At 42.9% G+C, this 26,472-nt stretch carries 28 protein-coding genes; 16 read left to right on the forward strand and 12 right to left on the reverse strand.

All coding sequences use genetic code 11. The annotated features are described in order from the left end of the window. Positions 1 to 67: 67 nt before the first annotated feature. The 5 genes from EXT47_RS12495 to EXT47_RS12515 all read right to left on the reverse strand — a co-directional run bounded on the left by EXT47_RS12495 (position 68) and on the right by EXT47_RS12515 (position 4,188). Positions 68 to 568 (reverse strand): hypothetical protein, encoded by a 501-nt coding sequence (locus EXT47_RS12495; protein WP_130126726.1) that lies wholly within the window; start codon positions 566 to 568, stop codon positions 68 to 70. Positions 569 to 604: 36 nt separating this feature from the next. After that, positions 605 to 1,069 carry a hypothetical protein gene (locus EXT47_RS12500; protein WP_069023358.1) on the reverse strand — a complete coding sequence of 155 codons (465 nt, stop codon included), beginning with the start codon at positions 1,067 to 1,069 and terminating at the stop codon, positions 605 to 607. A gap of 67 nt (positions 1,070 to 1,136) precedes the next feature. After that, positions 1,137 to 2,156: a hypothetical protein gene (locus EXT47_RS12505; protein WP_130126727.1), complete on the reverse strand. Its 1,020-nt coding sequence runs from the start codon at positions 2,154 to 2,156 to the stop codon at positions 1,137 to 1,139. Between the two features lie 501 nt (positions 2,157 to 2,657). Further along, entirely contained in the window at positions 2,658 to 3,185 is a 528-nt protein-coding gene (locus EXT47_RS12510; protein WP_130126728.1) for a cytochrome b, read from the reverse strand. Continuing rightward, positions 3,178 to 4,188 (reverse strand): catalase family peroxidase, encoded by a 1,011-nt coding sequence (locus tag EXT47_RS12515; protein ID WP_130126729.1) that lies wholly within the window; start codon positions 4,186 to 4,188, stop codon positions 3,178 to 3,180. Before EXT47_RS12515 ends, EXT47_RS12510 begins: the two co-directional genes overlap by 8 nt. Before the next feature lie 266 nt (positions 4,189 to 4,454). On the opposite strand from EXT47_RS12515, the gene EXT47_RS12520 reads away from it, so the two are divergent. The 5 genes from EXT47_RS12520 to EXT47_RS23845 all read left to right on the forward strand — a co-directional run bounded on the left by EXT47_RS12520 (position 4,455) and on the right by EXT47_RS23845 (position 9,438). Continuing rightward, complete coding sequence (locus EXT47_RS12520) at positions 4,455 to 5,876, forward strand: DEAD/DEAH box helicase (protein ID WP_039492112.1); 1,422 nt, start codon at positions 4,455 to 4,457, stop codon at positions 5,874 to 5,876. Positions 5,877 to 5,978: 102 nt separating this feature from the next. Continuing rightward, positions 5,979 to 6,788, forward strand: coding sequence for a peptidase S8 (locus tag EXT47_RS12525; protein WP_130126730.1), 810 nt, complete (start codon positions 5,979 to 5,981; stop codon positions 6,786 to 6,788). Positions 6,789 to 6,887: 99 nt separating this feature from the next. Continuing rightward, positions 6,888 to 8,276, forward strand: coding sequence for an ATP-dependent RNA helicase DbpA (gene dbpA, locus EXT47_RS12530; RefSeq protein WP_130126731.1), 1,389 nt, complete (start codon positions 6,888 to 6,890; stop codon positions 8,274 to 8,276). Positions 8,277 to 8,457: 181 nt separating this feature from the next. Continuing rightward, positions 8,458 to 8,871 (forward strand): NAD(P)-binding oxidoreductase, encoded by a 414-nt coding sequence (locus EXT47_RS12535; protein WP_130126732.1) that lies wholly within the window; start codon positions 8,458 to 8,460, stop codon positions 8,869 to 8,871. 396 nt (positions 8,872 to 9,267) lie between these two features. Next, positions 9,268 to 9,438 (forward strand): hypothetical protein, encoded by a 171-nt coding sequence (locus tag EXT47_RS23845; protein ID WP_010370673.1) that lies wholly within the window; start codon positions 9,268 to 9,270, stop codon positions 9,436 to 9,438. Positions 9,439 to 9,511: 73 nt separating this feature from the next. On the opposite strand, the gene EXT47_RS12540 is transcribed toward EXT47_RS23845, so the two are convergent. Together EXT47_RS12540 and EXT47_RS12545 are read right to left on the reverse strand one after the other, a co-directional pair. Beyond that, positions 9,512 to 9,760 (reverse strand): DUF3297 family protein, encoded by a 249-nt coding sequence (locus EXT47_RS12540; RefSeq protein ID WP_039492107.1) that lies wholly within the window; start codon positions 9,758 to 9,760, stop codon positions 9,512 to 9,514. A 132-nt stretch (positions 9,761 to 9,892) separates the two neighbouring features. Continuing rightward, complete coding sequence (locus EXT47_RS12545; RefSeq protein ID WP_130126733.1) at positions 9,893 to 10,216, reverse strand: hypothetical protein; 324 nt, start codon at positions 10,214 to 10,216, stop codon at positions 9,893 to 9,895. A 95-nt stretch (positions 10,217 to 10,311) separates the two neighbouring features. On the opposite strand from EXT47_RS12545, the gene EXT47_RS12550 reads away from it, so the two are divergent. After that, positions 10,312 to 10,497 carry a hypothetical protein gene (locus tag EXT47_RS12550; protein WP_010607259.1) on the forward strand — a complete coding sequence of 62 codons (186 nt, stop codon included), beginning with the start codon at positions 10,312 to 10,314 and terminating at the stop codon, positions 10,495 to 10,497. A 39-nt stretch (positions 10,498 to 10,536) separates the two neighbouring features. Here EXT47_RS12550 and EXT47_RS12555 read toward each other — a convergent pair whose 3' ends face one another. Together EXT47_RS12555 and EXT47_RS12560 are read right to left on the reverse strand one after the other, a co-directional pair. Next, entirely contained in the window at positions 10,537 to 10,950 is a 414-nt protein-coding gene (locus EXT47_RS12555) for a GNAT family N-acetyltransferase (RefSeq protein ID WP_130126734.1), read from the reverse strand. 151 nt (positions 10,951 to 11,101) lie between these two features. Next, positions 11,102 to 12,214, reverse strand: a complete 1,113-nt coding sequence (locus tag EXT47_RS12560; protein WP_130126735.1) for a TRAP transporter substrate-binding protein — start codon at positions 12,212 to 12,214, stop codon at positions 11,102 to 11,104. A 285-nt stretch (positions 12,215 to 12,499) separates the two neighbouring features. Here EXT47_RS12560 and EXT47_RS12565 point away from each other — a divergent pair, with 285 nt between their 5' ends. The 8 genes from EXT47_RS12565 to EXT47_RS12600 all read left to right on the forward strand — a co-directional run bounded on the left by EXT47_RS12565 (position 12,500) and on the right by EXT47_RS12600 (position 21,334). Beyond that, entirely contained in the window at positions 12,500 to 13,642 is a 1,143-nt protein-coding gene (locus EXT47_RS12565; protein ID WP_130126736.1) for a hypothetical protein, read from the forward strand. Beyond that, positions 13,642 to 14,562, forward strand: coding sequence for a hypothetical protein (locus EXT47_RS12570; RefSeq protein WP_130126737.1), 921 nt, complete (start codon positions 13,642 to 13,644; stop codon positions 14,560 to 14,562). Before EXT47_RS12565 ends, EXT47_RS12570 begins: the two co-directional genes overlap by 1 nt. Positions 14,563 to 14,717: 155 nt before the next feature. Continuing rightward, a complete protein-coding gene (locus EXT47_RS12575) occupies positions 14,718 to 15,350 on the forward strand; it encodes a hypothetical protein (RefSeq protein ID WP_130126738.1) in 633 nt (210 codons plus the stop codon). Positions 15,351 to 15,595: 245 nt separating this feature from the next. Next, complete coding sequence (locus EXT47_RS12580) at positions 15,596 to 17,092, forward strand: cytochrome-c peroxidase (protein WP_130126739.1); 1,497 nt, start codon at positions 15,596 to 15,598, stop codon at positions 17,090 to 17,092. Between the two features lie 20 nt (positions 17,093 to 17,112). Further along, positions 17,113 to 18,585, forward strand: a complete 1,473-nt coding sequence (locus tag EXT47_RS12585; RefSeq protein WP_130126740.1) for an ATP-binding protein — start codon at positions 17,113 to 17,115, stop codon at positions 18,583 to 18,585. 12 nt (positions 18,586 to 18,597) lie between these two features. After that, on the forward strand, positions 18,598 to 19,296 hold the full coding sequence (locus EXT47_RS12590; RefSeq protein ID WP_010607267.1) for a response regulator: 699 nt from the start codon (positions 18,598 to 18,600) through the stop codon (positions 19,294 to 19,296). Between the two features lie 132 nt (positions 19,297 to 19,428). Further along, complete coding sequence (locus tag EXT47_RS12595) at positions 19,429 to 20,511, forward strand: MBL fold metallo-hydrolase (protein WP_130126741.1); 1,083 nt, start codon at positions 19,429 to 19,431, stop codon at positions 20,509 to 20,511. A gap of 100 nt (positions 20,512 to 20,611) precedes the next feature. Then, the gene (locus EXT47_RS12600) at positions 20,612 to 21,334 is read left to right on the forward strand and encodes a hypothetical protein (protein ID WP_102056310.1); all 723 of its coding nucleotides are present in this window, start codon (positions 20,612 to 20,614) and stop codon (positions 21,332 to 21,334) included. A 52-nt stretch (positions 21,335 to 21,386) separates the two neighbouring features. On the opposite strand, the gene EXT47_RS12605 is transcribed toward EXT47_RS12600, so the two are convergent. Beyond that, positions 21,387 to 22,757, reverse strand: coding sequence for a hypothetical protein (locus tag EXT47_RS12605; RefSeq protein WP_130126742.1), 1,371 nt, complete (start codon positions 22,755 to 22,757; stop codon positions 21,387 to 21,389). Positions 22,758 to 22,890: 133 nt separating this feature from the next. Here EXT47_RS12605 and EXT47_RS12610 point away from each other — a divergent pair, with 133 nt between their 5' ends. Next, entirely contained in the window at positions 22,891 to 24,276 is a 1,386-nt protein-coding gene (locus EXT47_RS12610) for a hypothetical protein (protein WP_102056308.1), read from the forward strand. Between the two features lie 100 nt (positions 24,277 to 24,376). Here EXT47_RS12610 and EXT47_RS12615 read toward each other — a convergent pair whose 3' ends face one another. Both EXT47_RS12615 and EXT47_RS12620 read right to left on the reverse strand, forming a co-directional pair. Continuing rightward, entirely contained in the window at positions 24,377 to 24,625 is a 249-nt protein-coding gene (locus EXT47_RS12615) for a hypothetical protein (protein ID WP_130126743.1), read from the reverse strand. Between the two features lie 74 nt (positions 24,626 to 24,699). After that, positions 24,700 to 25,605: a LysR family transcriptional regulator gene (locus EXT47_RS12620; protein WP_130126744.1), complete on the reverse strand. Its 906-nt coding sequence runs from the start codon at positions 25,603 to 25,605 to the stop codon at positions 24,700 to 24,702. A 111-nt stretch (positions 25,606 to 25,716) separates the two neighbouring features. Between EXT47_RS12620 and EXT47_RS12625 the strand changes: the two genes are divergently transcribed. Next, entirely contained in the window at positions 25,717 to 26,469 is a 753-nt protein-coding gene (locus EXT47_RS12625; protein ID WP_193522121.1) for an SDR family oxidoreductase, read from the forward strand. Positions 26,470 to 26,472: the final 3 nt, after the last annotated feature.

Raw genomic sequence — 26,472 nt, forward strand, 5'->3', positions numbered from 1 at the left:
GATTAAAATGTATTCACAGCTTTAAACGACTCTTACAATTTCGTTGACGCTATAATCTCTGATTAGATTACCAATGTTCCAGACAATGTAAGCCAACTTTCTCGGCACATGACTCAATAATGGGTCTAACACTGGGATCTTGTAAATAAATCACATTTGTGTCGTCATAACCTTCAAAGTAAACCGCATTTAATTCAGGGAGAACAACTTGATACATCCCTATATCAGTTTGTCTCAAATACGAAGATTGCACTTGCTGTGATAGGAATGATTTAAACTTAGGTTTGTCGCCTCTTAGTCCACGAAACCGAAAAGTTAAAATTTCTGTTTGTTCTGATAATAACTGATTGAAGGTTTCAAACTTAGAAGCTCTTCTTATGATCTCGTTTGTATCAAGACCACCCCATAACTCTATTGATTCATCTCGCGTTAGCCAATGGTCAAAAATAGAGATAGCTAAGTAAGTGTACCCTTTCATTTCGTTAACTTGAGCTAAATCTATAAGATTTGGAAATTGTTTCTCTAACGCCTTTTGGTGTTGTTTACTCACATTTAAAAACTTACGCATAACTTCCTAACCAATGCCTTGCTCAAAGGCACACTTTTAACCATGATGCCTTCGTATACGCTTAATTAAACCGGATTTATCGAATTCCAATGAGACAATGTTAGTTTTATTATATTCAATGATTTTGTCTAGACGCGCTGGCTTGACTTTACCAGACTCCGTCATTTTGATAAAAATGACATTTGAGCCAGTCATAACCTCATTGATAGTGATGCTGCTACTAATAACTTCGTCTTTGAGCTTTCCGACCATATCTTGCCGGAGTTTAGATTTATCGGTATAAGTGAAATTGTATTTAACGTGTTCATCAATAAAGCTGTCTGACAACAAAGATAAATCGTTTTCAATATCCTCAATCTTACTACTCGGTTGCTGGCGCGCATTTTTAGCTTGGACAAACGCCTTACCTTTTTCAATTAATTGTTCAGGTGTAAATTCGTTCCCAGCTACACTTGAAAACGATACAGCTATCAACATTAATGCAAAGCTTAGTTTTTGCATATCATTCTCTTTTGTGTGCCTAACGCGTCAAGCCGCGGCAGCGAAGCAGTCCGGCAGCCTTGACTTATTATGCGAGATGCAAGTAATTGTTTAGCTCCTCGACTAATTCAAGTGCTTCATTTTTTGTCAGATAAGGGACCTTTATAGTTCTAGCCCAAAAGAAACTTTTACCTGTTTTTGAGCTAACTGCTGAAAAAGGCATAGCCAACAATTTGTTATCTTTCCGGTTCGGAATAGGAGTCAAAAACTCTACATCTCGATACAAAGTTTCACTGTCAGGAGCTTTAACTTCACCTTTTACTTTTGCGGCAGCGATTAAGCCGCACCATTTGTGCGAAAAGAAAACAATATCTCCTACATGAACATAGTGAACAAACCTCTTTGCATCGCCATATGCCTCAAGACGACTATTATCCATCATCGACCAAATAGAATTCTCATCCCAACTACGATTTGTATCAAATAATACACCTTTTACATCACTTGGATTCTTGTGCTTATCATATGGAAGCGCAAAGAATTCAAAGTACTTTTCTCCAGCGATTTCGTAAACTCGATATGGTAGGAAATCAATAGATATACCATTTTTCTTCCAGTAATCGACGGAAGATACTAATGATTCATCAGCTGCACTACCGATAACTAATAGGTGTTGTTTATTATTTATTTCTTTTGGATCTAATTCATGCTCAAGACTAAAAGCCTCTCTGTGAGCTTCAACTAGTGACATTTCGCTTTTGCTATATTCTTTGAACTTTTGTTCTAACTTTTGGTAGCTCCATTGACCAGCATCTTGCGCATATCTTAGTGCTTGATGGACGGCATCTTTCCCAACTGATGCACGCTTTAATTCAAATATAACTAATTCACCATTTTCATTAAGTGCATATATATCAGCTTCCGCTTGCCATTGTCTTTCCTGAAACACAGGCATCAATCTAGCATCTTCAAACAACACATCTAAGATGCTATTTGCAATTAAGTTTTCTAGATCTTTCTCAAGTTTTCCAAAACTAGAAAAGTCTTTGAACTCTACAGGCTCTAACTTTTCAAAAGCTTCGGCTTGTTCTTCTATTTTGTAGAGCATCTCTGCATTCCTTTGAGTACCTAACAGCTCATTAGCGTGAATTCTTGAATATCTCACTTATCCACAAGTCAAAAACAACAACATTCAAGCTAATTTTATTTAGTATTTTTAATAACTTACCAGTCAAACATTGTCATTTCAACATGCAAATCGCCTGCAACTAGCGAGCAGTGAATTATCCAAGCCATCAATTGGCTCGCTAAGAACAAATCACACCTAGCTAACGTATTAAAAACACACAATTTTAAATGGCACATACGAGATATTCGAGAGTTTTTACATCTCGTTATTTATTTTGTGCTTCTAGACTTTGGCGTAACTCGTTTGGTTAGCAGTATCATAAGAAGCGATTATAAAAACTTGCTAAGGGCTGCGATGGAGCAAAGCTATCCCGCCATTAAACAAGCCGAGTGCAACATAGGCTATTTCGACACCAATATGACACTAGAGTGTTAGGGCGCGGTAATTTAACTGTTTTTACTTACAATGACTCTTTGTTGATTACAACATGCTTTTTAGCACGCCATCTTTTCTTATAAAGTGATGGTAAAGCGCCGCTCCAATATGAACTGCAAGTACTGTAATCAGTAGCAATATAGCTAAACTGTGCCCTTCGCGAAATACAGCAAAATACTCGATGTGAGGCACCATAGCGGCTGGAATGGTGAAAAAGTCGAACACCACAATTGGTCGCGCTGCATAATACTGCATCAACAGGCCGCTAGTCGGTATGATTAACATCAATGCGTAAAGCAGCCAGTGGCTGAATTTGGCCAGTTTGACTTGTATTGTCGACATCCCAGATGGCAAGCTAGGTGTCGATGACTTTATTCTAATAAGAAAGCGCAATAAAAATAGCAAAAGTGCCAGCACACCAAATGATTTATGTAGCCCAAGTAAGGTAAGCTGCCAAGGCTCAAGCGCACGTACCATCGCAAGTCCTGCAAAAATCATGGCAAAGATAAGTAATGCCATAGACCAGTGAAGCACTCTCATCGCGAGATTAAATCGTGTTGTTTGATCAATCATTCGCTGTCTCCTCAAGTGCGCCCATCAATTGCTCCTTAGCCCTACGGCGATAAGACTCTGCATAGGCAGCAGAGCGCGCTCTTAGAATTGGATCTTCGGTTGCTTTAACACCGCTAGGTAATATCAAGGGGTCAAAATTGAGCGCATGGCAGTTCCCCGATAATTGCGGTTGCCAATGCGTTATGAAGATCTCTCCTGCATCTACCTTCGCGCGGTTACTGGGCCAAAGTTTGGCTGGATTATTTTCATCATCTTCTTGCTTGGCAAATATAAACTGCCAATTGAAGCGTACAGCTCCTTTCTCTAATCGAGTTGCAAATTCTTGCTGTAGCGCGTCTTTGCCTGTGTAAGGATTTTTACTTTCTTCATTTAATGGCAGCATTTTCCAGCGAATAGCCTGACGCTGCGCTTTTTCATCAACCAAATAAAATGCATTAATACTATGATAAGTCTCAAGGGCAAAACTCGAGCTTGGCGTGTAACTCGCTTTCCATGCCAAAAAATCCGCACTCTCAGGGTGCCCAGCAAAAAAGTCTTTTACTGCCTCTTTGCCCTGCTTCAGAGCAACAATTTGCTGATAAAAATCATGCGGATTCGTTACCGCCATCACTGGAGGCGTATTCATCGCAATATTCCAACGCTGAGCACCTGTTACGAAGCTCAGCGCGAAGCTCCTTACTGGTGCCGTCAACTCAGCAGCGTGCGGATTATTTCCAGCAATGGACAATCGACCAATAAATGGATGCGTGCCGGCTTTAAAAACGGTTGCGTTTGAGTACTGAGATAGCCGTCCATTCGATTTAAATTCTCCTGACACACAAATCCCTTTTGCGTGTGCCCTACGAAACCCCGGGAAGTGGTTTTGTCCTTGTTGCAAATCGACAAATTGCTGGGCGGTGACTTGCTCGGTTTGCGCTTGTGTTAATGGTGAAAGTAACAACGCAACAGCAAGGCTCGCAACATAAAACCCCTTTTCTAACAAGGATACAGATGTGTATTTCACAAAACGGCTCCTAAGTTAACCCAGTTTGTCGAATTAGTGACTTATATACAGCGCAAACTGGTCGTGAATAACTAATGCCATCAATAGACCTGCAGTACGAACGTTTCCTTTCACTTATTTTGTTTGTAATCCTGATGTTTACGCTATGCTTTGTTATCTACCCGCCTATCGTTATTTAACTTGAGGCTATTTAACAACACGGCGAAATTGCTTAAGCGGAGTAAATACTGTACTCTTGCCCGCCGCCCAATACAGAGTACAAAATCATGAGCTTTAGCCACCTAGGTTTAGCCCCAGAAATAAATCAAGCCGTTGTCGAACAAGGTTACGACAAACCAACTCCTATTCAAGAGCAAGCCATTCCTGCTATTTTAGAAGGCAGAGACGTGATGGCTGCGGCGCAAACGGGGACAGGTAAAACAGCGGGCTTTACATTACCTTTGTTGCAAAAGCTGATTGCCGGTACTAAGCCACGTGCGAACAATGTACGCGCGTTAATTCTAACGCCAACCAGAGAGCTTGCTGACCAAGTATGGCAAAGTGTTTCGCTGTACAGTAAACACCTGCCTATCAGCTCTGAAGTTGTTTACGGCGGTGTGAAGATCAATCCGCAAATGATGAAGCTGCGTAAAGGCATTGATGTTTTAGTGGCAACACCTGGGCGATTACTCGACCTTTACCAGCAAAATGCTGTCAAATTTGATGACCTTGAAGTACTGGTATTGGATGAAGCCGACCGTATGCTAGACATGGGCTTTATTCACGATATCAAGCGCATCATCAAAGTATTGCCAAGCCGCAGACAAAACTTGATGTTCTCTGCCACTTTCTCTGAAGAGATTAGAGCATTGGCAAAAGGGCTAATTCATGATCCAGTAGAGATTTCTGTGGCACCAGCAAACAGCACAGCAAAAAGCGTGACTCAATGGGTATACCCGGTAGACAAAAGTAAACGTACGAGCTTACTCAAGCATTTAGTGCAAACGCATGATTGGCAACAAGTGTTGGTATTCACCCGCACAAAACACGGTGCCAACCGCTTGGTTAAGGATCTAGAAAAAGACAAGATCAATGCCGCAGCAATCCATGGTAATAAAAGCCAAAGCGCTCGCATGAAAGCCCTTGCTGGCTTTAAAAATGGTGAAGTACGTGTACTTGTTGCCACTGATATTGTGGCACGGGGCTTGGATATTCAAGAGTTGCCTCATGTCGTGAACTTTGACCTGCCAAATGTTTACGAAGATTATGTTCACCGTATCGGTAGAACAGGCCGCGCTGGTGCGACAGGTGAAGCTATCTCGTTTGTTACCCAAGAGACCGCAAGCGACTTATTTGGCATTGAACGATTAATTCAACAGCTGGTGCCACGTAAAGTGGAGCCTGGGTTTGAACCGCAACTTGCCGTACCTGAGTCAAAATTAGATACGCGCCCAATCAAGCCGAAAAAGCCCAAGAAACCGAAAAAACCAAAGGTGACAGACGCTGAGCAAGCACCTTCTGCTCAGCCGAAAAACAAACCTAAGCAAAGTTCAGGTTCTCGCAACAATAAACCGAGTAGCAACGGTAAACCTGCAGGTAATAACAATGGCAACCGCAGACGTCGCCCATCATCGTCTGCAAACAAGCCAAAGAGCCAACACGCTGGAGAAAAACGTACACCACGTCAGAAGCCCACTTCTGGCAATTAATAATTAATGGTGTAAGCAGGTGTAATAGCATTTGCAACACCTTCTCCTAAGCTAAAAAGGCTGTTAATCGTAACAGCCTTTTTTCGTCAAAGGAGCTAGACAATGAATATCTTGAAATTGATACTGTTCACATTGTTTGGTAGTACATTTTTAGCGCACGCTGGCACGCAATATGTGACCCAAGCTGCGAGCAATATCACAGAAACCTCCGCTCAATTAAACGGCTACTCCGCCTCTACTATTGGTTTAAGTGGAGAAACGTTTGATTATGGCCCAACCACTAACTACGGCTACAGCGTACTCGCAACACCGGCTGGTGTGAATGGCCCGGTTAGCGCACAAATAGCGAACCTAGAGTGCGGCAGCGAATATCATTTCCGTTTTCGAGGAGATCCAAAGCCACCTCGCACCACCATTCAAGGGGAAGACTTAACCTTCACTACAGCCCCATGTGGCCCGACGATTTTTACTAATGTGTCGTTTGAAACGGGCGGACAATATTACTTCGTTGCAGAAAATAATGGCGGTAATACAGTAAACGCCAATCGTATTGCGATTGGCCCTTGGGAACGGTTTAATCTTATCGATGTCAACGGCGGTAACCTGTTTGATGGCGACACTATCCACATTCAAACAGCCACTGGCTATTACTTTGTTGCAGAGCAAGGTGGGGGCGCTGAGTTAAATGCCAACCGAACGGTGGCTTCTATTTGGGAAATCTTCACGATTGAGTTGCCGAATAACCCCGGCGCCTTGATCCAAAATGGCGATAAAGTGGCGCTTAAGTCAATCAATGGTCACTATATCCAAGCCGCAGGTAATGGTGGCGCGGGAGCCAATGTGCATCCTACCGTCATAGGCTGTAATGCCACTTACCCCTGTTCATGGGAAATGTTTAAGATTATTTTTTAACGCACTTGGCCGTGGTAAAAAATTTTATCACGGCCTTACACGCGCTATCCGTTCGAGCCATGTTATAATTGCGGTTTTAGAACTACAGAGACAGCGACTTTGACTCAGCCACTTTTTTCAAGTACCTCACTTTCCAGCGCCTTACTCGATAACCTCGCGTCATTGGGGTATCACACCATGACTGACATTCAAGCACAAACCTTACCGCTTATCTTGGCGGGTAAAGATGTCATTGGCCAAGGTAAAACAGGCTCAGGTAAAACCGCCGCTTTCTCTTTAGGACTATTACATAATTTAAACGTGAAACGCTTTCGCGTGCAGGCGCTTGTGGTATGCCCAACTCGAGAGCTTGCCGATCAGGTTGCGGTTGAAATTCGCAAACTTGCCCGTGCGGTCCATAACATCAAAGTGTTAGCGCTGTGCGGTGGTGCACCTATGGGTCCACAAATTGGCTCTCTTGAACATGGTGCGCACATCATTGTGGGTACACCAGGGCGTATTGAAGAGCACCTGCGCAAAGGCCGTTTGTCGCTAGATGAAGTGAATACCTTTGTACTGGATGAAGCGGATCGCATGTTGGAGATGGGTTTTGAAGAGTCACTACAGTGCATCATAGATCACTGCCCTACAGCACGACAAAATCTTTTATTTAGTGCAACTTACCCACCAAAAATAGAGCAGCTCGCGCAGCACATCATGAAAGATGCAGCCAAAGTCACGGTTGAAGCAACACATGACGATAGCTCAATTGAACAGTACTTTTATGAAGTCGACAATAACGATGCGAGATTGCCTGCGGTACAAAAGCTATTAATGCAATTTCAACCAAACTCAGCGGTGATCTTCTGCAACACCAAGGCAGAATGCCAGAACGTATGCGACAGCCTATATAGCCTAGGTTTTGATGCGGCTGCACTTCACGGTGACTTAGAGCAAAAAGACCGTGACCGCACATTAGTTCGTTTTGCGAATAAGAGCGTGACCATTTTATTGGCAACGGATGTCGCAGCCCGGGGTATCGACGTCGATCATGTAGATATGGTGATCAACTACCATATCGCCCATGACCCAGAAGTACATGTTCACCGCGTTGGCAGAACTGGACGTGCAGGCAATAAAGGCGTGGCGTGCTCTTTGATGAGTTATAAAGAATCGCATAAAGTAAATGCCCTCGAAGACTATTTAGGCAAGACCATTGAACCCAATACCTTGCCAAGCGATCAAGTATTAAATAACAAAATTAACCGAGCGCCGATGGTAACCATTCAAATCGATGGCGGTAAGAAAGCGAAATTAAGACCGGGTGATATCTTAGGTGCACTGACCTCAAATCAAGCGTTAAAAGGTGATCAAATCGGCAAAATCAAAGTCACTGCGATGTCATCATACGTTGCGGTTGAGCGCAGTATTGCCAACGTGGCACTTAAAACAATCTCAGAAGGAAAAATGAAAGGCCGTAACTTTAGAGCTCGCAAAGTAACAAAGTAACAGGTCACTCTTCCCTCGCCCTAAGGTGGTCAACTTTTCCCTGACCACCACGTCTTTAGATTATCCCAGCAATTACTCTCCTATTAATAACCTATTTATAACCTATTTCCACCACAGGGGTTTAAATCTACACCATGACCCCAAGGTCTTAGTTAAGCAAACACTTTAAAGGAGTTTATCTATGAAGACCTTAATCATTGGTGCCAGTGGTCAAATTGGAAAAATGACGACAAAGAAAATGCTGGAACAAGGCCATGACGTCGTGGCGTTAGTGCGCAATAAAAGCAAGCTAGCTGATATTCAGTCTGAGCAACTCACTATCACTGAGCAAGACCTTGAAGGCGATTTTAGCTCTGCTTTTGACAACGTCGAGCAGGTAATATTTAGCGCAGGCTCTGGTGGGGAAACAGGTGCGTTACAAAATGAGCCTGCAACTGGGGGATTCTCCACTTCACGCCCTACAAATAGAGAAGATGCAGTGATAAGTCGAGAGAATGTCGCAGACGCGCTAGTTTACCTTGCCACTCAACATCCTCAGAACCTCACATTTGAGCTATTTAATGGCAAGCAGTCAGTCGAACAAACGCTGCGCTAATAGGGCAGCTATGTCTCGGGGTTTAACGCCTCGGGGCAAACTTAGGTGCTTTAATTTGGCTAAGTGTTGAAAATATTTATCGCTCCGCTGACATAAAAAGCTTGCTTTAAAAATGCAATTCTATATTATTCCTCTCTTGCTTTAACTTCCTCTCAAAATAAAGCAAACCTCAAGTAATGCCTCCTTGCCTTGATCCAGTAAGTCCGCATAAAAAATACAAGTAGAGCTTAATATAGTCAGGCGAAATCAAGCCAATTAAGAAAATTGGTATAAGCTGTCATACCCATATCGGGTCGTTGCGAGGACAGTGTCTTCTGTTCGCTAAACTGTAATGAAGCTCATCTACTATCAAAAGCATCAGCTAATTTGCTGTGCATTATAAAAGTGAGTTTTATTATGTCATATACATATAACGGAACAGAGATCCGTGTTGAGCAACCAATTCGCTCAATTTCGGTGAACAAATCTAAAGTGATCTTTGCTGACGGCACGGGCCGTAAGATCACACAATTCGCCAATGGCGGCGAAGCACGTCAATTTCTGAGCTGGTTAACTTCAGCACATTAATTGAGTGGTAATATAATTGATGTAAAAAAATGCCGGATAAAGTCCGGCATTTTTGTATCTTTGTTTGTTAAGCTTAGCAGTAGTAAGCTTCAACAGTCCCTTTTGACTTCAGTAGCAAAGGCTGACCACGACGGTCTAATGCCTTTGGTGATGCTACCTTAATCCAGCCTTCGCTGATGCAGTACTCTTCAACATCCGTGCGCTCTTTTCCGTTAAAACGGATGCCAATATGATGTTCTAGCACTTCTTTAGCATAATGTGGGCTGCGAGGGTTGATAGAAAGCCTATCTGGTAGTGCTGGTTTTTCGATTGAATCTGTCATCGTTTTTCTTCAATTATTTAAGCATGCTGTATTGTAGGTAATCCCACGCGTGCGCTCAATAGCTGAGCGTCTTATAATCGCAATTGAATTAAAAACTGTATCGATTTAAGAGCACTATGAGGTCTCTGAAGTTTAGCTAACATCATTACTTAAAAATGCCTTGGCACATTCACCCACGTATCGGCGGCCAAGATTATCCCCACTCAACCACTCTTCCACAGAAAAAAGCTCAAATAGACCAATTTTACACAGTGTTGGGATTGCAAGCTTGAGCTCATCCTCTACCTGTCCTCGCTCGCCGGCGTTGTAAAGCTCGATATTATGCAACATGGTTGCTACTGTACCAGTCTGTACTCTGCTACCATCTTTTAATTGTACCGATGGTAAGCACTCACCTTCTCTTACTACCTTTTGATTTACCGCAGCCAACTGCTCTGTGTTTTCTACATTTTTCATCAATATATGCTTCCTATAAATAAAATACCCATCCCCCTTGCACTCTCCACTTTTCTCGATAAGATAAACAGTGAAGTTAACACAAGGACACAAGTATGAAACTTAAATTAAACAAAAAGGCGATTAAGTCCCTTTCAAAAGATTTACAAGACTTACCAATGGCGCAAACCCCAAATATTGCAGGTGCTGGCAATCCACCTTTATACCCAGAAAGCAAGTTCGATCAAGGCTGTCCTTGGTTTACACACTTTCAGGTTCGAACCTGTCCAAATCCGTATTAATCCGCCATTGTGGGTAAGTACTCTTACCCACTAAACTTGTTATAACACCTTTACCATAAAATACTTACAGCCATCTTTAGGGTAATGCTCTTGGATCCATTGAGTCTCGTAGCCATACTTTTCATAAAACGGCATTGCCTGAAAATTTAAGGTATCGAGTAAGCATTTCACGCACCCTCTTTGTTTGGCCGCCGCTTCAAGACTTTTTAGTATCTGTGAGCCGATATTTTGACCTCTAAGTGTCTCAGAAACCCACAAAGTATCGAGCAACAACCAGTTACCAAAAGTACGCGCGGCTGCACCAGCAACAACCTCTCCAGACTCATCCTTTACTTCAACCGCCAATGGTAGGCGCTCCGTGACCTCCCAGTTCGCCCAGTTAAACTCGCTAATTTTACTACTTAAAAAATCGACAAATTGTTGCTCGGGATTTTCTACTACGGATATTTTCACAGCTACGCTCCGGTTGATGTCGTTGAACTAAGGTAATTGTTGCTAACTATGGTATTTTGCTATTTCATAATAAAGAAAAAGTATAAAAGAAGAATCAAACATAACGCACGATAACAATAGCGAGAAGGCCAGTTATTACTTTCAACCTGGGTTATTGAGTAAACTCTTTTTCTGTTGCATTTACCAGCTGTTGAAATGCGCGAGTACTGCCAAGGAGCTCTCGCTTTACCTTATTCCACTGTGCATTGTGATGACCAAACCTTAATTGCCATTCGCGCTTTTCATCCACACTTAAAGGATGTAGCTTTGCGCCCAAGGCCATGAGCTCGCGCTCACAGTGCTCTTGCAGTTGCTCTATCTGCGCAATATGAGTATGAAATGTTTGCTTACCCGCGTCCTCGATTTCCCCTTTTAAGCGCAGCGGCAAACCATCTAACCAATGCTGATTTGCGACGGTCACCCAAGCATCCGGGACACTTTCGAGTAAAGCTATCTGCCCTACCTCGTTTTTTAGCAGATCAGGACCTGCAAACAAGCCAACAACGCTAGGGTCAATAACCTCTATATGTTTTGTTCTTGCCATTTTGGCCACTTGTGCCCAAGGCACATCAATAACATTTGCCGACGTCATACTGTAAAAATGACTCAAAACCCTAGAAGCTGGTACTCTTAGTACCACTCCTTTAAGTTTTTCAGGCAAATTAATCAAGCGGTTGAACTGTTTTGTGCTTGTTAGGGTGCGACCTCCAACGAGATGATGCATTAAGATATTCAGTTTTCCTTGTTCACTAATAGGCTTAATAACAAGTGACTGCCACTGTGGCGAACAAATTAGATTGAGAAACGCGCGATTTGAGCTCGCCCAAAATGGGATATTAAGGATATCGAGTACAGGTAACGCCCGAGACAGATTTGACACAGAGATAAGTGCGGCCTCCACATGTCCACGAGTCACTGCTGCCATTAACTCGCGGCCACTTCCAAGCGCGCCGCTATGGTAAACATCAACATAGATTTTACCGCGAGTCATAGACTCAATATTCTCCTTAAGCACTTGATGCATGTGCGGGATAAAGTCACTTTGATCCGCAGGGTAAGGGGAAGCTAATCTTAAAATATGGAGGGCAGCACTGCGCTTAGCCATTTCTTGTTCTCGTTCATCTTCTGAGAATAAATTTAGTGCAAGTACTTGGCTAACCGGAAATGAAGCACTCAAACATGCCGCTAGTGAAGCTTCAAGAAATTGACGTCTACTCTTGGACATGGGAGTACAACCTAAATTCCATACCTCAATTAAAGATAGCTGAGTCGATCACTATTTCAATAAGCTTGGATGTACACCCAAATCAAAAACACAAAAAGCTCACTTGTATTTAACAAAATTTATACTAGTCTATCTTGGATTCACCACAAGGAGTGTAGTGCTAGTTTATTCATCAAAAGCGATAGCTTTACTATCATTACTTTTGTCTCGCTGGGTGTTTTCTTAAAACAAAGCAAATTTAACGCAGTAATCACGTTCATATCGATTAATAAAAGGAGATTAACGATGAACAGAAGAAATGCACTAATCTGTGTTGCCTTGGGATTTTGTGCCCACTTATCCGCCAAGACACCTCAACCAACCCTTTCGATCAACACTAACCTTGATTATGACGGCCTCATTACAACACCGAATGGAAAGGCTTATTTTGGTCAGCAGTGGCTTGAAAATGCCAGTGAAGTCACTTTATACCCAAAAAATGGCAACAGCGCGCTTTGGACATTAACATTAACCTATTCTGATGGCAGACCGGCCGTTGGTAAAGCCATTACTATAAATTCAACTTATAACACGCTCACCACATCAAGTTGGCGAGATAAAAATACCATGGCAAATCGTTTTCCGAGTGGTTCAAGAGCAACGGTAATTCAAAGAATAGACCAAGGGCTGTTCCGATTACGTGCTCCTTACGAAGCTTCAAGTCTAGTGACCGATGCTAATGGCCAAGTGAAAGTTACCGTAAATAACTTCCATAGCTGCGGTAATGAACAACAGCCAGGCTCTGATAAGTTAACAGCCTCAACTGGTAACTTGCAGGCTCAGCTAATCGTAAAATGCGCAGTAACAGGCTTAGTCAACATTCCAGACCGCGCAAGTGAGGGGCTTACTACAGCAGGTCTAGTTGGCCGCCACTTACACCCAGACTTGCTAAGTGCGTTACAAAATTTAGGACAAGCTTGGAAAAACGTACAAAACAAACCTGTCGGGATGCCAAATTATCTCACAATAACGGGAGCAACCATGCGCTGGGGTGGAATAAATCCTCCTCACTTTACGCACAAGTTTGGTGGTACAGTAGATATTCGTCCGATAGGAACATCATCAGGCCCGGTTAGCGTTGGTGACGCACACTACCATCGCCAAGCCACACAGACTATAGTTGACGCTTTGGTACAGTTAGGCGCAACTAAAATTATCTTTGCCGATAATTTGAAAGGCGTTACAGATGTTAAATCAAATCATAGGAATCACCTACATGTCAGCTTCTTAACTGAACCTTTAGAACCTTGGCTTGCTCCTAATGATAACGAGCTTGATAGCGAAGGTGAAGCTTGGCATGACTACAGCAATATCTACGATACTAGCTATTTCGTGCCTCAAGTTAAATCGTTACAGGTTACCGACTTTCATTTTGAATTAGGAAAATAATGACGAATATCGCTTGGCTAATTTATCTCGCTATCTTTAGCATTTCGGCAAGCTTTGATTTATTAAGCTGCGAGCTCGCTATGTCTAGCGATAAAGTAGCCTTAGCACCCTCTACTGAGCGGCCAGAGTGCCGCTTTGAACAATCAGACAATAATGAGTTAAGACCAACATCGTTGCCGCACACGCGCTTTATTCCACCAAACTATCCAGATGCTGCAATACCTCTCAATTTCGATAGGGTTCAGTCAGCCTGTAAACTTAAGAGTGACACCATCCATTGCCAGTTTGCTGACCGACAAGGCGCTTTGCCTTTAGCTACTAAATACCAACGAGGTCGGTTAAGCTACGATCAGTGGCGCGTAGACAACCACTATTTTATTGGATGGACCTCGCACGACCCAGAAAGACCTGCTGGATTTATGGTACTTTCCACCACCAAACCCGCCTATTGGTTACCTGTGGAAGATGCTTGTAAAGCAAGACTCAGCACACGAGTCGTGACGCTTAATAGCAAAGAGAATCTCTGTTTGAATCACCAGGGTGCTTGGCAGCGCAGTAACACACAGTCACTACCTGCGCCTTGTGAAAACCCATACTCTGTCGCTACCGATAAAAATGGGGTGTGGGCTTTGCAGCTAAACAATGAAAATCAAAGCTGGAATATTTGCCACTTTGATCACGCATTACAACTGGTGAAAGCATATCAATATCAACTTGATATACCGCAATCGCTAGCGCCATACAAGCTTGTACCTACGTCTTTTTCTCAGGTTACCGCCTTATTCGGCGAATATGACAATGCGCCAGCATACGCATTTGATATTAGCGCTGTTGAGCCTATGTTTCTATCAGCCTTCCCAAGCTCAATACGTCGCATACAAATCCCACTTACACGAGCTAAATATCAATTAAGTGAATGACTCAATAAAATACGTGGTGAGACTTCTTTAGCTTTAATTAGGAAATATGAACAAGCCCAAAATAAACAAATTATATTCATTTCATTTACATATGTAAACAAGTGTGAAATGATACCAAACTTCTTTGTTCATATTTTAATTAAAGGACTTATACTATGAAAAATAAACATATCTTGCCGGTCGCGGCTTTATTACTCTCACCGTTAGTACAAGCAAATAACTCGGGTTACTATATTACTGATGTCGATGTATATAAGTATGGTGAACGTGCAACTATGGTTCCTGAGCAAAACCCAATCCCAATGTTAATTCCTGATCACGTTTTAGTTGGTATTGGTGCTCGAGCTGGAAACACAACGGTAACTACCGTCACCTTGTGGTATCGTCAAATATTAGGCAATGGTGAATTTAGTCAGATTTACAGCAAAAACTACGGCAGCAAACCAAGTCACGAGCTTGAATGTCAGTACGTAAATACATCCGACAATATCGCAATTACAGGTATGGAGTGGCGCATCAATGGTTCAGATGATATTGCAGCGCTGCGGGTGAGTTACCGAAAATTTGATAGTCAAGGAAATCTAGGCTCTGAGATATTCTACGGTACGGGAGTTAAATCAACGAACCAATCAAAAACTTGCTATGACCCTGGAAGTGGCGGTATTGAAGTTTCATATTTCCCACCAGCATCAGATAATAGTTCAGTTGTTACAGGTGTTGGTCTTGTTAATCACAATGAAAACATGGATTCAATGTGGCTATATCGCGGAAACTATGTAAACAGATAATAAAGTGTATTCTTTTCTGATTGAATAAGATCTTTACGCCACGAGCAAATTAATCATCATAAAGCGTTCGTGGCTTATGCTAACACAATGTTTGAACTAAAATTAAAACAACTAAAATACACATCAATTCTAAATATTTTACGTTCGATAACCCTTCATCCAAAACAAAAACTTCCATTTTCACATTCTCTGCACTTTTGCCTGCCAATTTTAAAACTCGAATCACAATAAGGTTTGGAATAACGATGAACAACGCGAACTTTCTACGTGCAATGGCACTTGTTACCGCGGTGGCAAGTTTACCAATAGCAGCACAACATAAGCCTCTACCACCTCCGCCTCCAGGCCAGCCACAACCAAACTCGGCGCTGGATGATGAACTCTCACAAATTATGCGTGCTCGCGGTATTACTGGCAGAGTTGCAGGTGCGCAACAACTGCCGAGGATCTCAGATCCCATTGCTCAGCTCGGCATGCAGTTATTTTTTAGCAAAGCCCTTGGGGGAGAAAAATCAGTCGCCTGTGCGAGCTGTCACGATCCAAGGCTCGGTGGTGCCGATGGCCTTTCGTTGCCAATAGGTACAAACGCAGTAGAAAGTGATGTGATAGGCCCTGGTCGCCAAGCAGTCGACGATGACATCAATATTCCACGTAACTCTCCCACCATTTTTAATACCGGATTTGCCAACAACGCTTTATTTTGGGACGGCCGTGTTCAACGTGTGACGATCACTGACGACCAAGGCAATGAAAGCAGTTTTATCAGTACGCCTGATTCAGGTTTTAACCAACCAGATGTAAACGCGGCAGATTCACTAGTTGCAACCCTGTCTCGCTTTCCTGTCACCTCTCGTGAAGAAATGCGTGGAGAGGCATTCGAAAGTGCCGAAACCAATGAACAAGTCCGCTCACATTTAGCCCAGCGCATTGGCGATTACGGTGATGAAGCCGGAGGCTTGGCCACCAATGATTGGCTTCAGGCCTTTAGAGAAGCATTCAACTCGCAAGCTGACGCGCAAACCTTAATTACCTTTGATAGTATTGCCTTTGCGCTCGGCCAGTATCAAGCGTCATTTGTGATGGTGGATACCGATTGGCATCGCTATGCCCGTGGTGACCGTGGCGCACTTAGTGTTCAACAAAAACGTGGTGCTAAACTCTTTTTTACTCCAGTAGCTGAAGGCGGTGCAGGATGTGTTGGGTGCCACAGTGGTGAACGTTTCACTAACGATGGTTTCTTTAACCTCGCCTTTCCACAGTATGGTATTGGCACACAAGATAATCAGGCCGATATCGGACGCGCTGCAATTGACCCCTCGCCTCGCAATCAATTTGCGTTTAGAGTCCCGAGCTTAATCAATGTTGCCCTGACTGCGCCATATGGTCACGCAGGAGCCTACGAGTCGTTAGAACAAGTGGTCAATCATTACTCAAATCCTGAGCTAACCGTCGAGCAATTTTTTCAACGTGGTGGTGCTTGTGGATTAAAGCAGTTTTCCTTAACCGCTCAGTGTGACACACTAAACCTACAAGCGAGAGAAAATAGTGAAGCGGCGTTAGCATTACTGCGCCAGTCACCCTTTGTTGCCGCCAATTTAGCGCCACAACAAAAGCAGGATCTCGTTGCGTTTTTACATGCCTTGACAGACAAGTGTGCAAAAGACCAACAGTGCGTAAGAAGATGGGTGCCAAACCGTCGCACACCAGACCCTGATAATTTACGCTTGCATGCACAACGTTAACCGGTGGAATAACAACAACCATGAAAATGACCATTCGCGTCAAACTATTGCTGATAATTTTGATAGCCAACACCACATTGGTGCTGGCTATCTATATCGCCAATAAATTAGCGTTTGAAAAAAGCTTTACTGCCTATCTTGAAAATACCTCTCGGGCACAACTCAAAAATGTGGTAACGCAAGTTGCCGAAACTTACGCACGCCATGGTTCTTTGGACTGGGTGTATCGAGGCTCAGAGGATTGGGACAGCATAGTACGTAGCTTCTATGGTCTTTCTGAGGATGAGCGCCCACGAGACAGGCAACATTCTCGTCCACCACCAAGGCATCGTGAAAGAGGCGACGGAGGGCCAAGAAGACGTGACGGCCCCCCACCGCGTTTTGACAATAAAAAACGCCTGCTGATCAAAGACGCACAAGGCAATATTATTATGGGCACACCGAAAAGTAAGCAGACTTCGCTGTGGTTCCCAGTCTATCAAAGCGACCATTTGGCGCAGCCTAAACGCGAACAAATTATCGCCTACTTAGGTGTCGAGCAAAGTGGCTTGATACGCAATGACTTCGACCAATTGTTTGCAGAGCAACAACGTAAACAGTTCATGATCATTGCGCTTGTCGCCCTGTTGGTTACTTTAGTGATTGCCGTGCCTTTTAGTAAATATATGGTCAACCCAATCGTTTTGTTGCGCCGCAATGCAAAAACACTGACACAAGGAAATTACGATGCTCGCGTCGATATCGCGAGTAAAGACGAACTCGGTTTGCTTGCCAGAGATATGAACCGTCTGGCAGACACATTAGCGCAAAACCAAATAGCTAGGCAGCAATGGATAGCGGATATTTCGCACGAACTACGCACGCCGATTGCCGTGATCCGCGCGGAACTTGAGGGAATGATTGATGGCATTATAGCAAGCGATCCTGAACAACTGATGTCGCTTAACGAAGAGATCCAACGATTGACTCGGCTGGTGGACGATTTACATCAACTATCGCTGTCAGACCGCGGTGCACTTACTTACAACATGGATAAAGAAAACCTTTACGACCTGCTCTCACGCACGTTTGCGAAAAGTAATCACCAAATTGAAAAGCACCATCTTGCTTATTCCTTGCAATGCGATGAGCATATTACCTTAGAATGTGACGAGCAGCGCCTTGGGCAGCTATTCGATAACTTGTTGCAAAACACCTTGCGTTACACAGACTCCTCAGCTGAACAACCGGGAAATCTCGATGTAAAAGTCATACAACGACAAGATAAAACGATAATTTACTGGCAGGACAGCGCACCTTCTGTGCCACAAGAACAGCTAAACAAACTATTTGATAGACTCTATCGAGTAGAGGAAGCGCGGAGTAGAAAAACGGGTGGCTCTGGCCTTGGTTTAGCCATTTGCCAAAGTATTGTTGCTGCCCACAACGGAAAAATCACTGCGGACTTGAGCGAACTGGGTGGTCTCGCTATTATTATTGAACTGAAAAGATAATGAGTTTCCCCCGTGCCAAACAAACATATTTTAATCGTCGAAGATGAACCAAAACTTGCCGATATTTTAAGTAAGTATTTGGCTCAAGCCGAGTATACCAGCCATTGTGTTCACGATGGCGCTTTGGCTGAAGAGGCTTTTAAACAACAGCAACCTGCCCTTATCTTACTCGACCTCATGCTGCCTAATCTTGACGGTATCGAAATTTGCAAGCGGATCAGAGCTTATTCAAACGTGCCAATTGTCATGATCACTGCCAAAGTAGAAGAAATCGATCGTCTTCTTGGTCTTGAAGTGGGTGCTGATGATTACGTGTGCAAACCCTATAGTCCAAAAGAAGTCGTCGCAAGAGTGAAGGCGATTTTAAGACGCGTGACGCTAAACGAGCGCGGCACAGTGTCAGAAACAGAGAGCAAACTTAAACTAGACGAAGAGAGCTTGTTTGTCTCCTTCCTCGACGCGAGAGCGACGTTCACTTATGTCGAGTTTATGCTCTTAAAGGCAATGTACGGACACCCGTGCCGAATTTATAGCCGCGACTTATTGATGGATCACATCTACGATGACAGCCACATTGTTAGCGACAGAACCATAGATAGCCATATTAAAAATATTCGTAAAAAGCTGCAAAGCATCGCGCCTAAATACGACTTTATCCACTCTATTTACGGAGCGGGATATAAGTTTGAGGCGCAGGAACGTAATTCCTAGTCTCTAACCTACAATGAGAGTTGGGTTACACACTAATCCAACTCTCACCTAAGGCTTAATTCACCGCTACACCCCATTCCCTTTTATTGGTAAACTCCAAAAAATAACTAATAATTATAAAAAGGAATGGGCATGAAAAGGCTTACTTTGGCAGTCATAATCACATTAACAGGCTGCAGTAATAGTAATGTTGTAGAGCGAATAAAATCTGAGTCTTCCGTGGTAAAACATAGCTCTGTAGAAGGGTATGAAGATAGATATTCCAACATCTACAATAAGTTTAAAGATTATCCCGTGACCTGCGAAGAAAACTGCTATCCAGTCACCCAACAAATTCAATGTCAGTCCGAAATGCAAGATTGCACGTACGTTGGCAACAACCCCACTCTCTCGCTCAATACCGGCTTTGCTATCCAGTGGCTCGGACATGCGAGTTTTAAAGTCAACACCAAAGATGGGCAACAGTTTTTGTTTGACCCCGTCACGGCTCAATTTGACTGGCCTGTAAACTGGGCATTTCGCCTCTCAGAAGGGTTTAATCGCAAGCAACCTGCACAGCTCAGTCAAACAGAGTTACAACAAACCAATGCCGTAATGTACTCCCATATTCATTACGATCATTTTAACAAGAACGATATCGAAGCGATTGGTACTGGGCCTAATTATCTTACTCCACTAGGATTTGCTGAGCACTTTCCTGAAGATGGATACAAGGTTTCTGAAATGGAGTGGTATTCAAGCAAACAACTTGGTGAAGTAACCGCACACTTTGTGCCTGCAAATCACTTTAGCAGCCGTATTTGGGTGCCGTTTTTATACGAAGATCATGGCGCTGCACTATGGGGAGGCTGGATATTAGAACACCAAGGCAAGACTCTATTTTTTGCTGGAGATACTGGATATTCACCGCACTTTAAAGACATTCAAGAAAAATACGGTGATATTGATGTGTGCCTACTTCCAATTGCTTCATACTACAGCGAAGAACATCCTGATTGGTATCGTAAAGTACACACCACACCAGAAGATGCACTGACTGCCGCAAAAGATCTGGGCTGCAAGGTTATGATGCCTTGGGGCTATGGCAATGCTAGTTGGAAAATGGGAGATAAAACCTCACATTCAGCGCTTTTCCGCTTACTGCATATGCAACAAGTGCTAAAAGCCAAAACGCCACTGTACATTTTAAATGAAGGCGAAAAAATCCATCTCTAATCCAAAAAGGCACCATAGTCAGATTACATAAAAATAACATTAAACTATAATTCTAAGTTGTCGATAAAAGATCGTTACCTATACGTAGATAAGGAAATATATGAAGATTATAAATCAACCAAGAGAAACGTTGGTAAACAGTCTATCAACTGTAAGCTCAGATACAGTTGCTCAGACTAAAGTCGAGAGATCCGGAGACGCACTGAAAAATGATACATTTTCTCAAACAGCTAAGCATGTGACCCCACCAGTTTATGAGCGACCAATAACGATAGGTGTATCAAAAGAGGTCGAGCAAACGATAAAAAGTGCAAGCGTTATGACTGGTGAAGCAATCGCCGAGCTTTATCTGGGTGGCAGCATGTTTAAATCGGCGGACAGCATGTCTAAAGAATATGACAAAACACTCTCGGATATTGCCACTGAACGACCTGAACTGACTGAAAATGAGTGGGGGTTTTCAGTCAACGAACAGGGCGAATTGAAGGTGACAGGTAATATCTCGGCTGAAGATATTACTTATTTAGAAGGAAAGCTCAATAGCAATAAGGCACTAGTCAACCTTGCAAATGAAGTAAAAGCCAACTTCTTACAATATACGCAGATGGAACGAGACGATAATGGCGGCACCAGTAAACTCTGGGGAAAGTATGATGTTACTAGCGAAAATTTCGCAGATATAATCGACTTCAAAGCACTGATGGATGGTCCTAGAGAAACACAACAAACGACTCTAGCACTAGGAAGACAATTGACTGGGCATGGGTTTATTCAAAATATTGCTGAGCAGCTGGGACAAAATGCAACGGTTAGGTATTCTTAATCTTTAATCAAGAGGCTCTAATATCCGTTAAAGCCTCTAATATACCTTTGGTCTATGAAGGCGTACTGGAAACTAACCTTTGGTAACATATATGTGCGAAATGTACCCATGGAAAGTTATCACCGCCAACACCTATCAAATCCACTTCTTCATCATCATTTAAGTCAACATTGGTAGGTATCTCGATTCGCCATGCACCTCGTTCAAATTGCGACTCCCAAGTATTTTTATAGCCCATACTATAGTCGACATGCCTAACTCGCGCTTCGTTTTCATCGCAGAGATTCAGATCAACTAGCCCGGAAATTATACCATCCGAATTAGAGGTTTGCTGATAACCTACCATACTGTCAACTGGGTTGTACCAATCCTTTACAAACTTCAATGTAGCCGTAGCTCCCTGAACCGGTGCTCCTGTAGAATCTTGTAGCACTAATGACCAATTCAGTTTGTGATAAGCTTGAGTTGTGAGGTATGGGTTACTAAATGCGGAATAAGGGATGCGAATTACACCATTTTCCCCAGAAACAACGTGATTGCTAAATGAGGTGATGATAGAAGCAACTTGCAAACTGTAGGTGTTACTCGGGTTAGCCGAAATAGCTGTGTTAGCCCTAACCCTGATGTTGATTGGTTGATTTTCCTGCAGACCTGTAACTGGGATATATTTACCTTTATCTATTGGCATCCACCCATTATTGTAAATCTCGAAAATATATTCATTAATGTTTGTACTTTCAAGCTTCAAAGAAAGATCTTGTCCTCGAACAGCTGTAAACTGAAAATAATCTATGTCCGTAATACTATCCATGTTCCCGACAATATTATTTTGTCTATCAGGTAAAATCGTTGATGAAGCGACTGTATCATTGAATTCATTTGCATCAAGCTCAGTCGCAACTGCAGCACCGAAGTTAAATGGTGTACCATCTGATTCCACAACTTCGATATACCAGTAATAATGCCCAGGTTCCGTCAATATAACAACTGATTCATCCTGATTTCCGGGATTTTTCGAAGAACCCAGTAACGTATATGTATCGTCATTGTTATGGCGTAGAATAGAAAGATCTACATTAGTAGCACCAACTTGATCCACTAAAATAGCAGTGGTCTTACTTCGTTCCGTAATTTCAAAATGGTAGCAATTTATATTCCCAGCCTGAGAATTTGTTAACGTATATAGGTTTCCAGTATGTAATGTTGGACATGCTGGTGTTATTTGCGCCACACTCTCTTTAATCGCAAATGATACTTTCTGAAGCGGCTTAACGTTTGATGGATTTGTAAATAGAGTTCGCATTCTTTCATCTACATTAAACTGTCCAATCTCTCCCATTGATGGGAGTTCATGCGCAGCAGCGACACAATTAAAACCCACACCAAAAGCCAAGAGACCAACTAGATGATATGATAATTTCATTTAACTTTCCTTTTAAATATAAGATTACATAAAATAAACAAAAGAACAGGTAATTACAATTTAATTACACTCATTTTATCTAATATTTTATGGTAATATTTAAGCGCACAATATCAGGAGGCACCATACCCGAGTGAGCAGAGCCAAACTAAGTCAAGACGAAAGCTTATCTTTTAAAATCAACTATCAACTCCTTCCCAAAGAGACAAACCAACTCGACCTGTATTTTTCAATCCCAACCGATATGGGGATTAATACCAACACATTGAACGAAGTAGACTACTTTAATGCCAATATAAAAAGTCACAGTGCATATTACTCGGAGCAGCTTCATCTCCCCTTGGTACGTAGCCGCTTTATCAGCCAAAGCAAAGGTCAAAAAACCGATTACCGCGTTAATCTAAACCTATTTTGCTACCAGATCCGCATTGCGCTAGATGCCGATGTAAAACAGACATTGAAGCTAAAAGAGGCTGATGAGTTTTATCCAGCCGCACAATTATTAGTGGAAGAAACCGAACGCCTATTGAAAAAACTCAGGCGTTACACGCCACCAGACAATAAGCTTAAGCCTTACTATCAAAACGCAGATAACTACCTCAGTTGGCATACTGAGCAAGCGTTTTTGAAACTCATCGCTAGCGGGCCTAAGTCAAGCGACTTTAGTCATGAGCGAAGCTGTATTGTTAGTTTCTGTCAACGAGAGAGCCAATACCGCGAGGAGCAGAGCTACAACTCGCAAGTCACGTTGGATGATCCAAACCGCATTACCAATAAAATGAAGTTGCTTGAAAGACTCATTGAATATGGTGTTGTTTTTAACAAACAAACCATCGACTTAAGTACCAACCTAAAGCGTTTAGTTCGCGGAGTGGTTACTGGTATTATCATGGCCTTTGTGATGTTTATTGTGCTCAACGCCCGCTCTAACTTTCAAGAAGTCACCGTCGCCCTTATTGCTTTGCTTGGCGTAATTTATGGCCTTAGAGAAACGTTCAAAGAAGACTTAACCCAGTGGGCATGGCGTCATATTCAACGCGGCCGGCCAAAGTGGCGCAACAAGTTTAAAAATTCAGTAACGGACGCCATCGTTTGTACACAAACGATATGGCTGGAACATATTCGCAAAAAAGACCTACCAGAAGACGTTGATAAGCTGCTAAAAAAACGTCGACAGCAAAATAAACAAGCTGCGCATCTACTGCATTTTTGCTGTAAAAACCAAGTACATATTGATGAGTTTTTACCCGGTTACGAAGAAGTACAGCAACGTATCACCTTTAACATGAGTTCGTTTGTACGCTATCTAAAAAAAGGCGCAGGAAAGCTTTATAGCCTTGAAGGGAAAAAGGTCTCGAAAAAGTCAGTTGAACGTCGCTATCAAATCAACTTGGTAATGCGGTTTAAATCTTCTCAAGGAATACAGTTAGAAAGGTATAAACTCACCATGAACCGCTCTGAAATCGTCGCCATAGAGCTTATGGCAAGCGATTCCGTCTATATTGAAAACGACGCTTAAGCACTGACGCAGCTTCGTATAACCACCGACAAAACGGATTGGAAGCAGGTTTATCCTGCACTCCAATCCCAAATCCAGTGATGCGGCTACTCAAAAGATATTAATGTGCTTTCTTTGGTCCGTAACGAACCATGTCTTTGCCGTTTTCGAACACGTCTTGAGATACCCAACGACCCAACAACAATTGGTGTTTATCATCCAAAATCGCAATAAATGGTCTGCCATCGCTGTTGTTCGTTGCCAGTGCCACACCAGCCACGTTTTGCAACCCTAAGCCACCGTTATCAATTAGCAACAAAAAAGCTTCCAGCTCGTCCAAAGTTTCAATGATATCTTTATCGTTGATCATCTCTTTACTCTCACTTACTCAGTATGCAGCGTAGAATAGCAGTTATGTTGAAGTGATTGAACCTGACGCCACAATTACATCCTATTCAAACTATGGCTTAATGCTTCCCACACACACTGTACGGCTTTACTGCGGCCTTGTTTACCTAAACACACTAAATGAATTGGTTGGCGGTCAGGATGTGCGTATTCGGTTAAAATAGGTACCAACTGACCTTGGTTTAATTCCTGTTGAACGTAGTAAGGGTCTCCCATCACAACCCCCTGTCCAAGCACCGCCAGTTGCACCATTGCACGGGCATCATCGCAATACGCTACGGCATGGGGCTTGATGTTGAACACCTGACCGTTTTGATGGACAAATGGCCATTTATCCATGGTGGTGCCTTTATTTTTAAATACCAAGCAACGATGACTCAATAAAGCGTCGGGAGAGTCAGGCGTGCCAGCTACAGCCAAATACTCCGGACTGGCAAACCAAGCAAAAGATTTTTCACCGATTTTCTTAGCAAGTAATGAAGAATCAGGTAAATGCCCTATTCGGATAGCAATATCTATCTGATTATCGATTAAATCAACAATATCGTCCGTCAAGTTCAGCTCGAAGCGTATATCAGGAAACTGTTTAGAAATATCATGTAGTTTAGCCAGCAAATAGCGCTCAGCCATCAAGGTCGAGCAGCTGATCTTTACCTTACCGCTTGGCGTTGAACGTTGCTGCTCACTTAACTGCTCAGTCTGGCTTAATACTTCCTGTAACTTTTCGGTACTTTTGAGTAATTGGCTGCCGCTTTGAGTCAGTGCCAATTTACGCGTACTGCGCTCTAATAAACGCACATTGAGCTGCTGCTCTAGCTGCGATATGCGCTTACTGACCGACGAGCGTGGTAACTGCACTTTATCGGCAGCGCCCTGAAAACTACCTATAGAGGCCACTAGCCTAAATAAATACAAATTTTCTAATTGCTTGTGTAATTCCATTTCGTTGTTTCTCTAAGAGAACTTATCAATTCGTTTTTTATCATCTTATCAGCACGAATTGCAATCACTACAATGTCATTTATACCATCGTATAACGCATAAGGATTTACCATGTCATTACCAACCATCTTGATCACTGGCGCAACTGCTGGAATTGGACTTGCAGCTGCCAAGCATTACCTCACCCAAGGCTGGAAAGTCATTTTTACGGGACGAAACGAAGACAAAATTGCAACGGTCGAAAACCAACTGCGAGCATGCGCAAACCATCCTTCACAAGTGCTTGGGCTGCTCTGTGACAGCAGCGTTCCAACCCACTTTGAAAGCTTACCAAAGAAGCTACAAGCACAAGATATTAAGCTTGACGCGGTGATTTTAAATGCGGGTGTATTCTATCCAAAACCTTTTGCTGACAATGAGCTAAGCGATTTAAATACGACCATGCTTATTAACTTCACAGGCCCTGCAATGCTATTACAACACTTGTTACCTGTAATGAATAATCCATGTAGTGTTGTTTATGTATCAAGTATTGCGGTACAGCGTGCTTTTGCTGGAGCGGCAAGTTATGCCGCTAGCAAAGCCGCATTTGAGGCGCTAGCAGCAACGCTCAATTTAGAATGGAGTGACCGTGGAGTACGTATTAACCACCTGCGTCCTGGGGTGACCCATACTGAAATCCAAAATAAAGCAGGAATGAGCGAGCAACAAATAGCCGAGCTAAATGCAGGGTTGGCGTCGATTCCATTAGGGCGCATGTTACAAGCCACAGAAATGCTAGCAAGCTTAGACTTTTTAACTGGCGAAGGGTCAGCAGCAATGCGCGGCGCGCACATCACTGTTGACGGTGGTTACTGCTTGTAAAAA

Source organism: Pseudoalteromonas sp. CO342X, assembly GCF_004208915.1.
Lineage (GTDB): Bacteria > Pseudomonadota > Gammaproteobacteria > Enterobacterales > Alteromonadaceae > Pseudoalteromonas > Pseudoalteromonas maricaloris.

Excerpts from the sequence above, each read along its gene's own strand:
- EXT47_RS12495 (WP_130126726.1), bottom strand. The coding sequence starts at position 568 with ATGCGTAAGTTTTTAAATGTGAGTAAACAACACCAAAAGGCGTTAGAG.
- EXT47_RS12500 (WP_069023358.1), bottom strand. The coding sequence starts at position 1,069 with ATGCAAAAACTAAGCTTTGCATTAATGTTGATAGCTGTATCGTTTTCA.
- EXT47_RS12505 (WP_130126727.1), bottom strand. The coding sequence starts at position 2,156 with ATGCTCTACAAAATAGAAGAACAAGCCGAAGCTTTTGAAAAGTTAGAG.
- EXT47_RS12510 (WP_130126728.1), bottom strand. The coding sequence starts at position 3,185 with ATGATTGATCAAACAACACGATTTAATCTCGCGATGAGAGTGCTTCAC.
- EXT47_RS12520 (WP_039492112.1), top strand. The coding sequence starts at position 4,455 with ATGAGCTTTAGCCACCTAGGTTTAGCCCCAGAAATAAATCAAGCCGTT.
- EXT47_RS12525 (WP_130126730.1), top strand. The coding sequence starts at position 5,979 with ATGAATATCTTGAAATTGATACTGTTCACATTGTTTGGTAGTACATTT.
- EXT47_RS12535 (WP_130126732.1), top strand. The coding sequence starts at position 8,458 with ATGAAGACCTTAATCATTGGTGCCAGTGGTCAAATTGGAAAAATGACG.
- EXT47_RS23845 (WP_010370673.1), top strand. The coding sequence starts at position 9,268 with ATGTCATATACATATAACGGAACAGAGATCCGTGTTGAGCAACCAATT.
- EXT47_RS12540 (WP_039492107.1), bottom strand. The coding sequence starts at position 9,760 with ATGACAGATTCAATCGAAAAACCAGCACTACCAGATAGGCTTTCTATC.
- EXT47_RS12545 (WP_130126733.1), bottom strand. The coding sequence starts at position 10,216 with ATGAAAAATGTAGAAAACACAGAGCAGTTGGCTGCGGTAAATCAAAAG.
- EXT47_RS12550 (WP_010607259.1), top strand. The coding sequence starts at position 10,312 with ATGAAACTTAAATTAAACAAAAAGGCGATTAAGTCCCTTTCAAAAGAT.
- EXT47_RS12560 (WP_130126735.1), bottom strand. The coding sequence starts at position 12,214 with ATGTCCAAGAGTAGACGTCAATTTCTTGAAGCTTCACTAGCGGCATGT.
- EXT47_RS12565 (WP_130126736.1), top strand. The coding sequence starts at position 12,500 with ATGAACAGAAGAAATGCACTAATCTGTGTTGCCTTGGGATTTTGTGCC.
- EXT47_RS12570 (WP_130126737.1), top strand. The coding sequence starts at position 13,642 with ATGACGAATATCGCTTGGCTAATTTATCTCGCTATCTTTAGCATTTCG.
- EXT47_RS12575 (WP_130126738.1), top strand. The coding sequence starts at position 14,718 with ATGAAAAATAAACATATCTTGCCGGTCGCGGCTTTATTACTCTCACCG.
- EXT47_RS12580 (WP_130126739.1), top strand. The coding sequence starts at position 15,596 with ATGAACAACGCGAACTTTCTACGTGCAATGGCACTTGTTACCGCGGTG.
- EXT47_RS12585 (WP_130126740.1), top strand. The coding sequence starts at position 17,113 with ATGAAAATGACCATTCGCGTCAAACTATTGCTGATAATTTTGATAGCC.
- EXT47_RS12595 (WP_130126741.1), top strand. The coding sequence starts at position 19,429 with ATGAAAAGGCTTACTTTGGCAGTCATAATCACATTAACAGGCTGCAGT.
- EXT47_RS12600 (WP_102056310.1), top strand. The coding sequence starts at position 20,612 with ATGAAGATTATAAATCAACCAAGAGAAACGTTGGTAAACAGTCTATCA.
- EXT47_RS12605 (WP_130126742.1), bottom strand. The coding sequence starts at position 22,757 with ATGAAATTATCATATCATCTAGTTGGTCTCTTGGCTTTTGGTGTGGGT.
- EXT47_RS12615 (WP_130126743.1), bottom strand. The coding sequence starts at position 24,625 with ATGATCAACGATAAAGATATCATTGAAACTTTGGACGAGCTGGAAGCT.
- EXT47_RS12620 (WP_130126744.1), bottom strand. The coding sequence starts at position 25,605 with ATGGAATTACACAAGCAATTAGAAAATTTGTATTTATTTAGGCTAGTG.
- EXT47_RS12625 (WP_193522121.1), top strand. The coding sequence starts at position 25,717 with ATGTCATTACCAACCATCTTGATCACTGGCGCAACTGCTGGAATTGGA.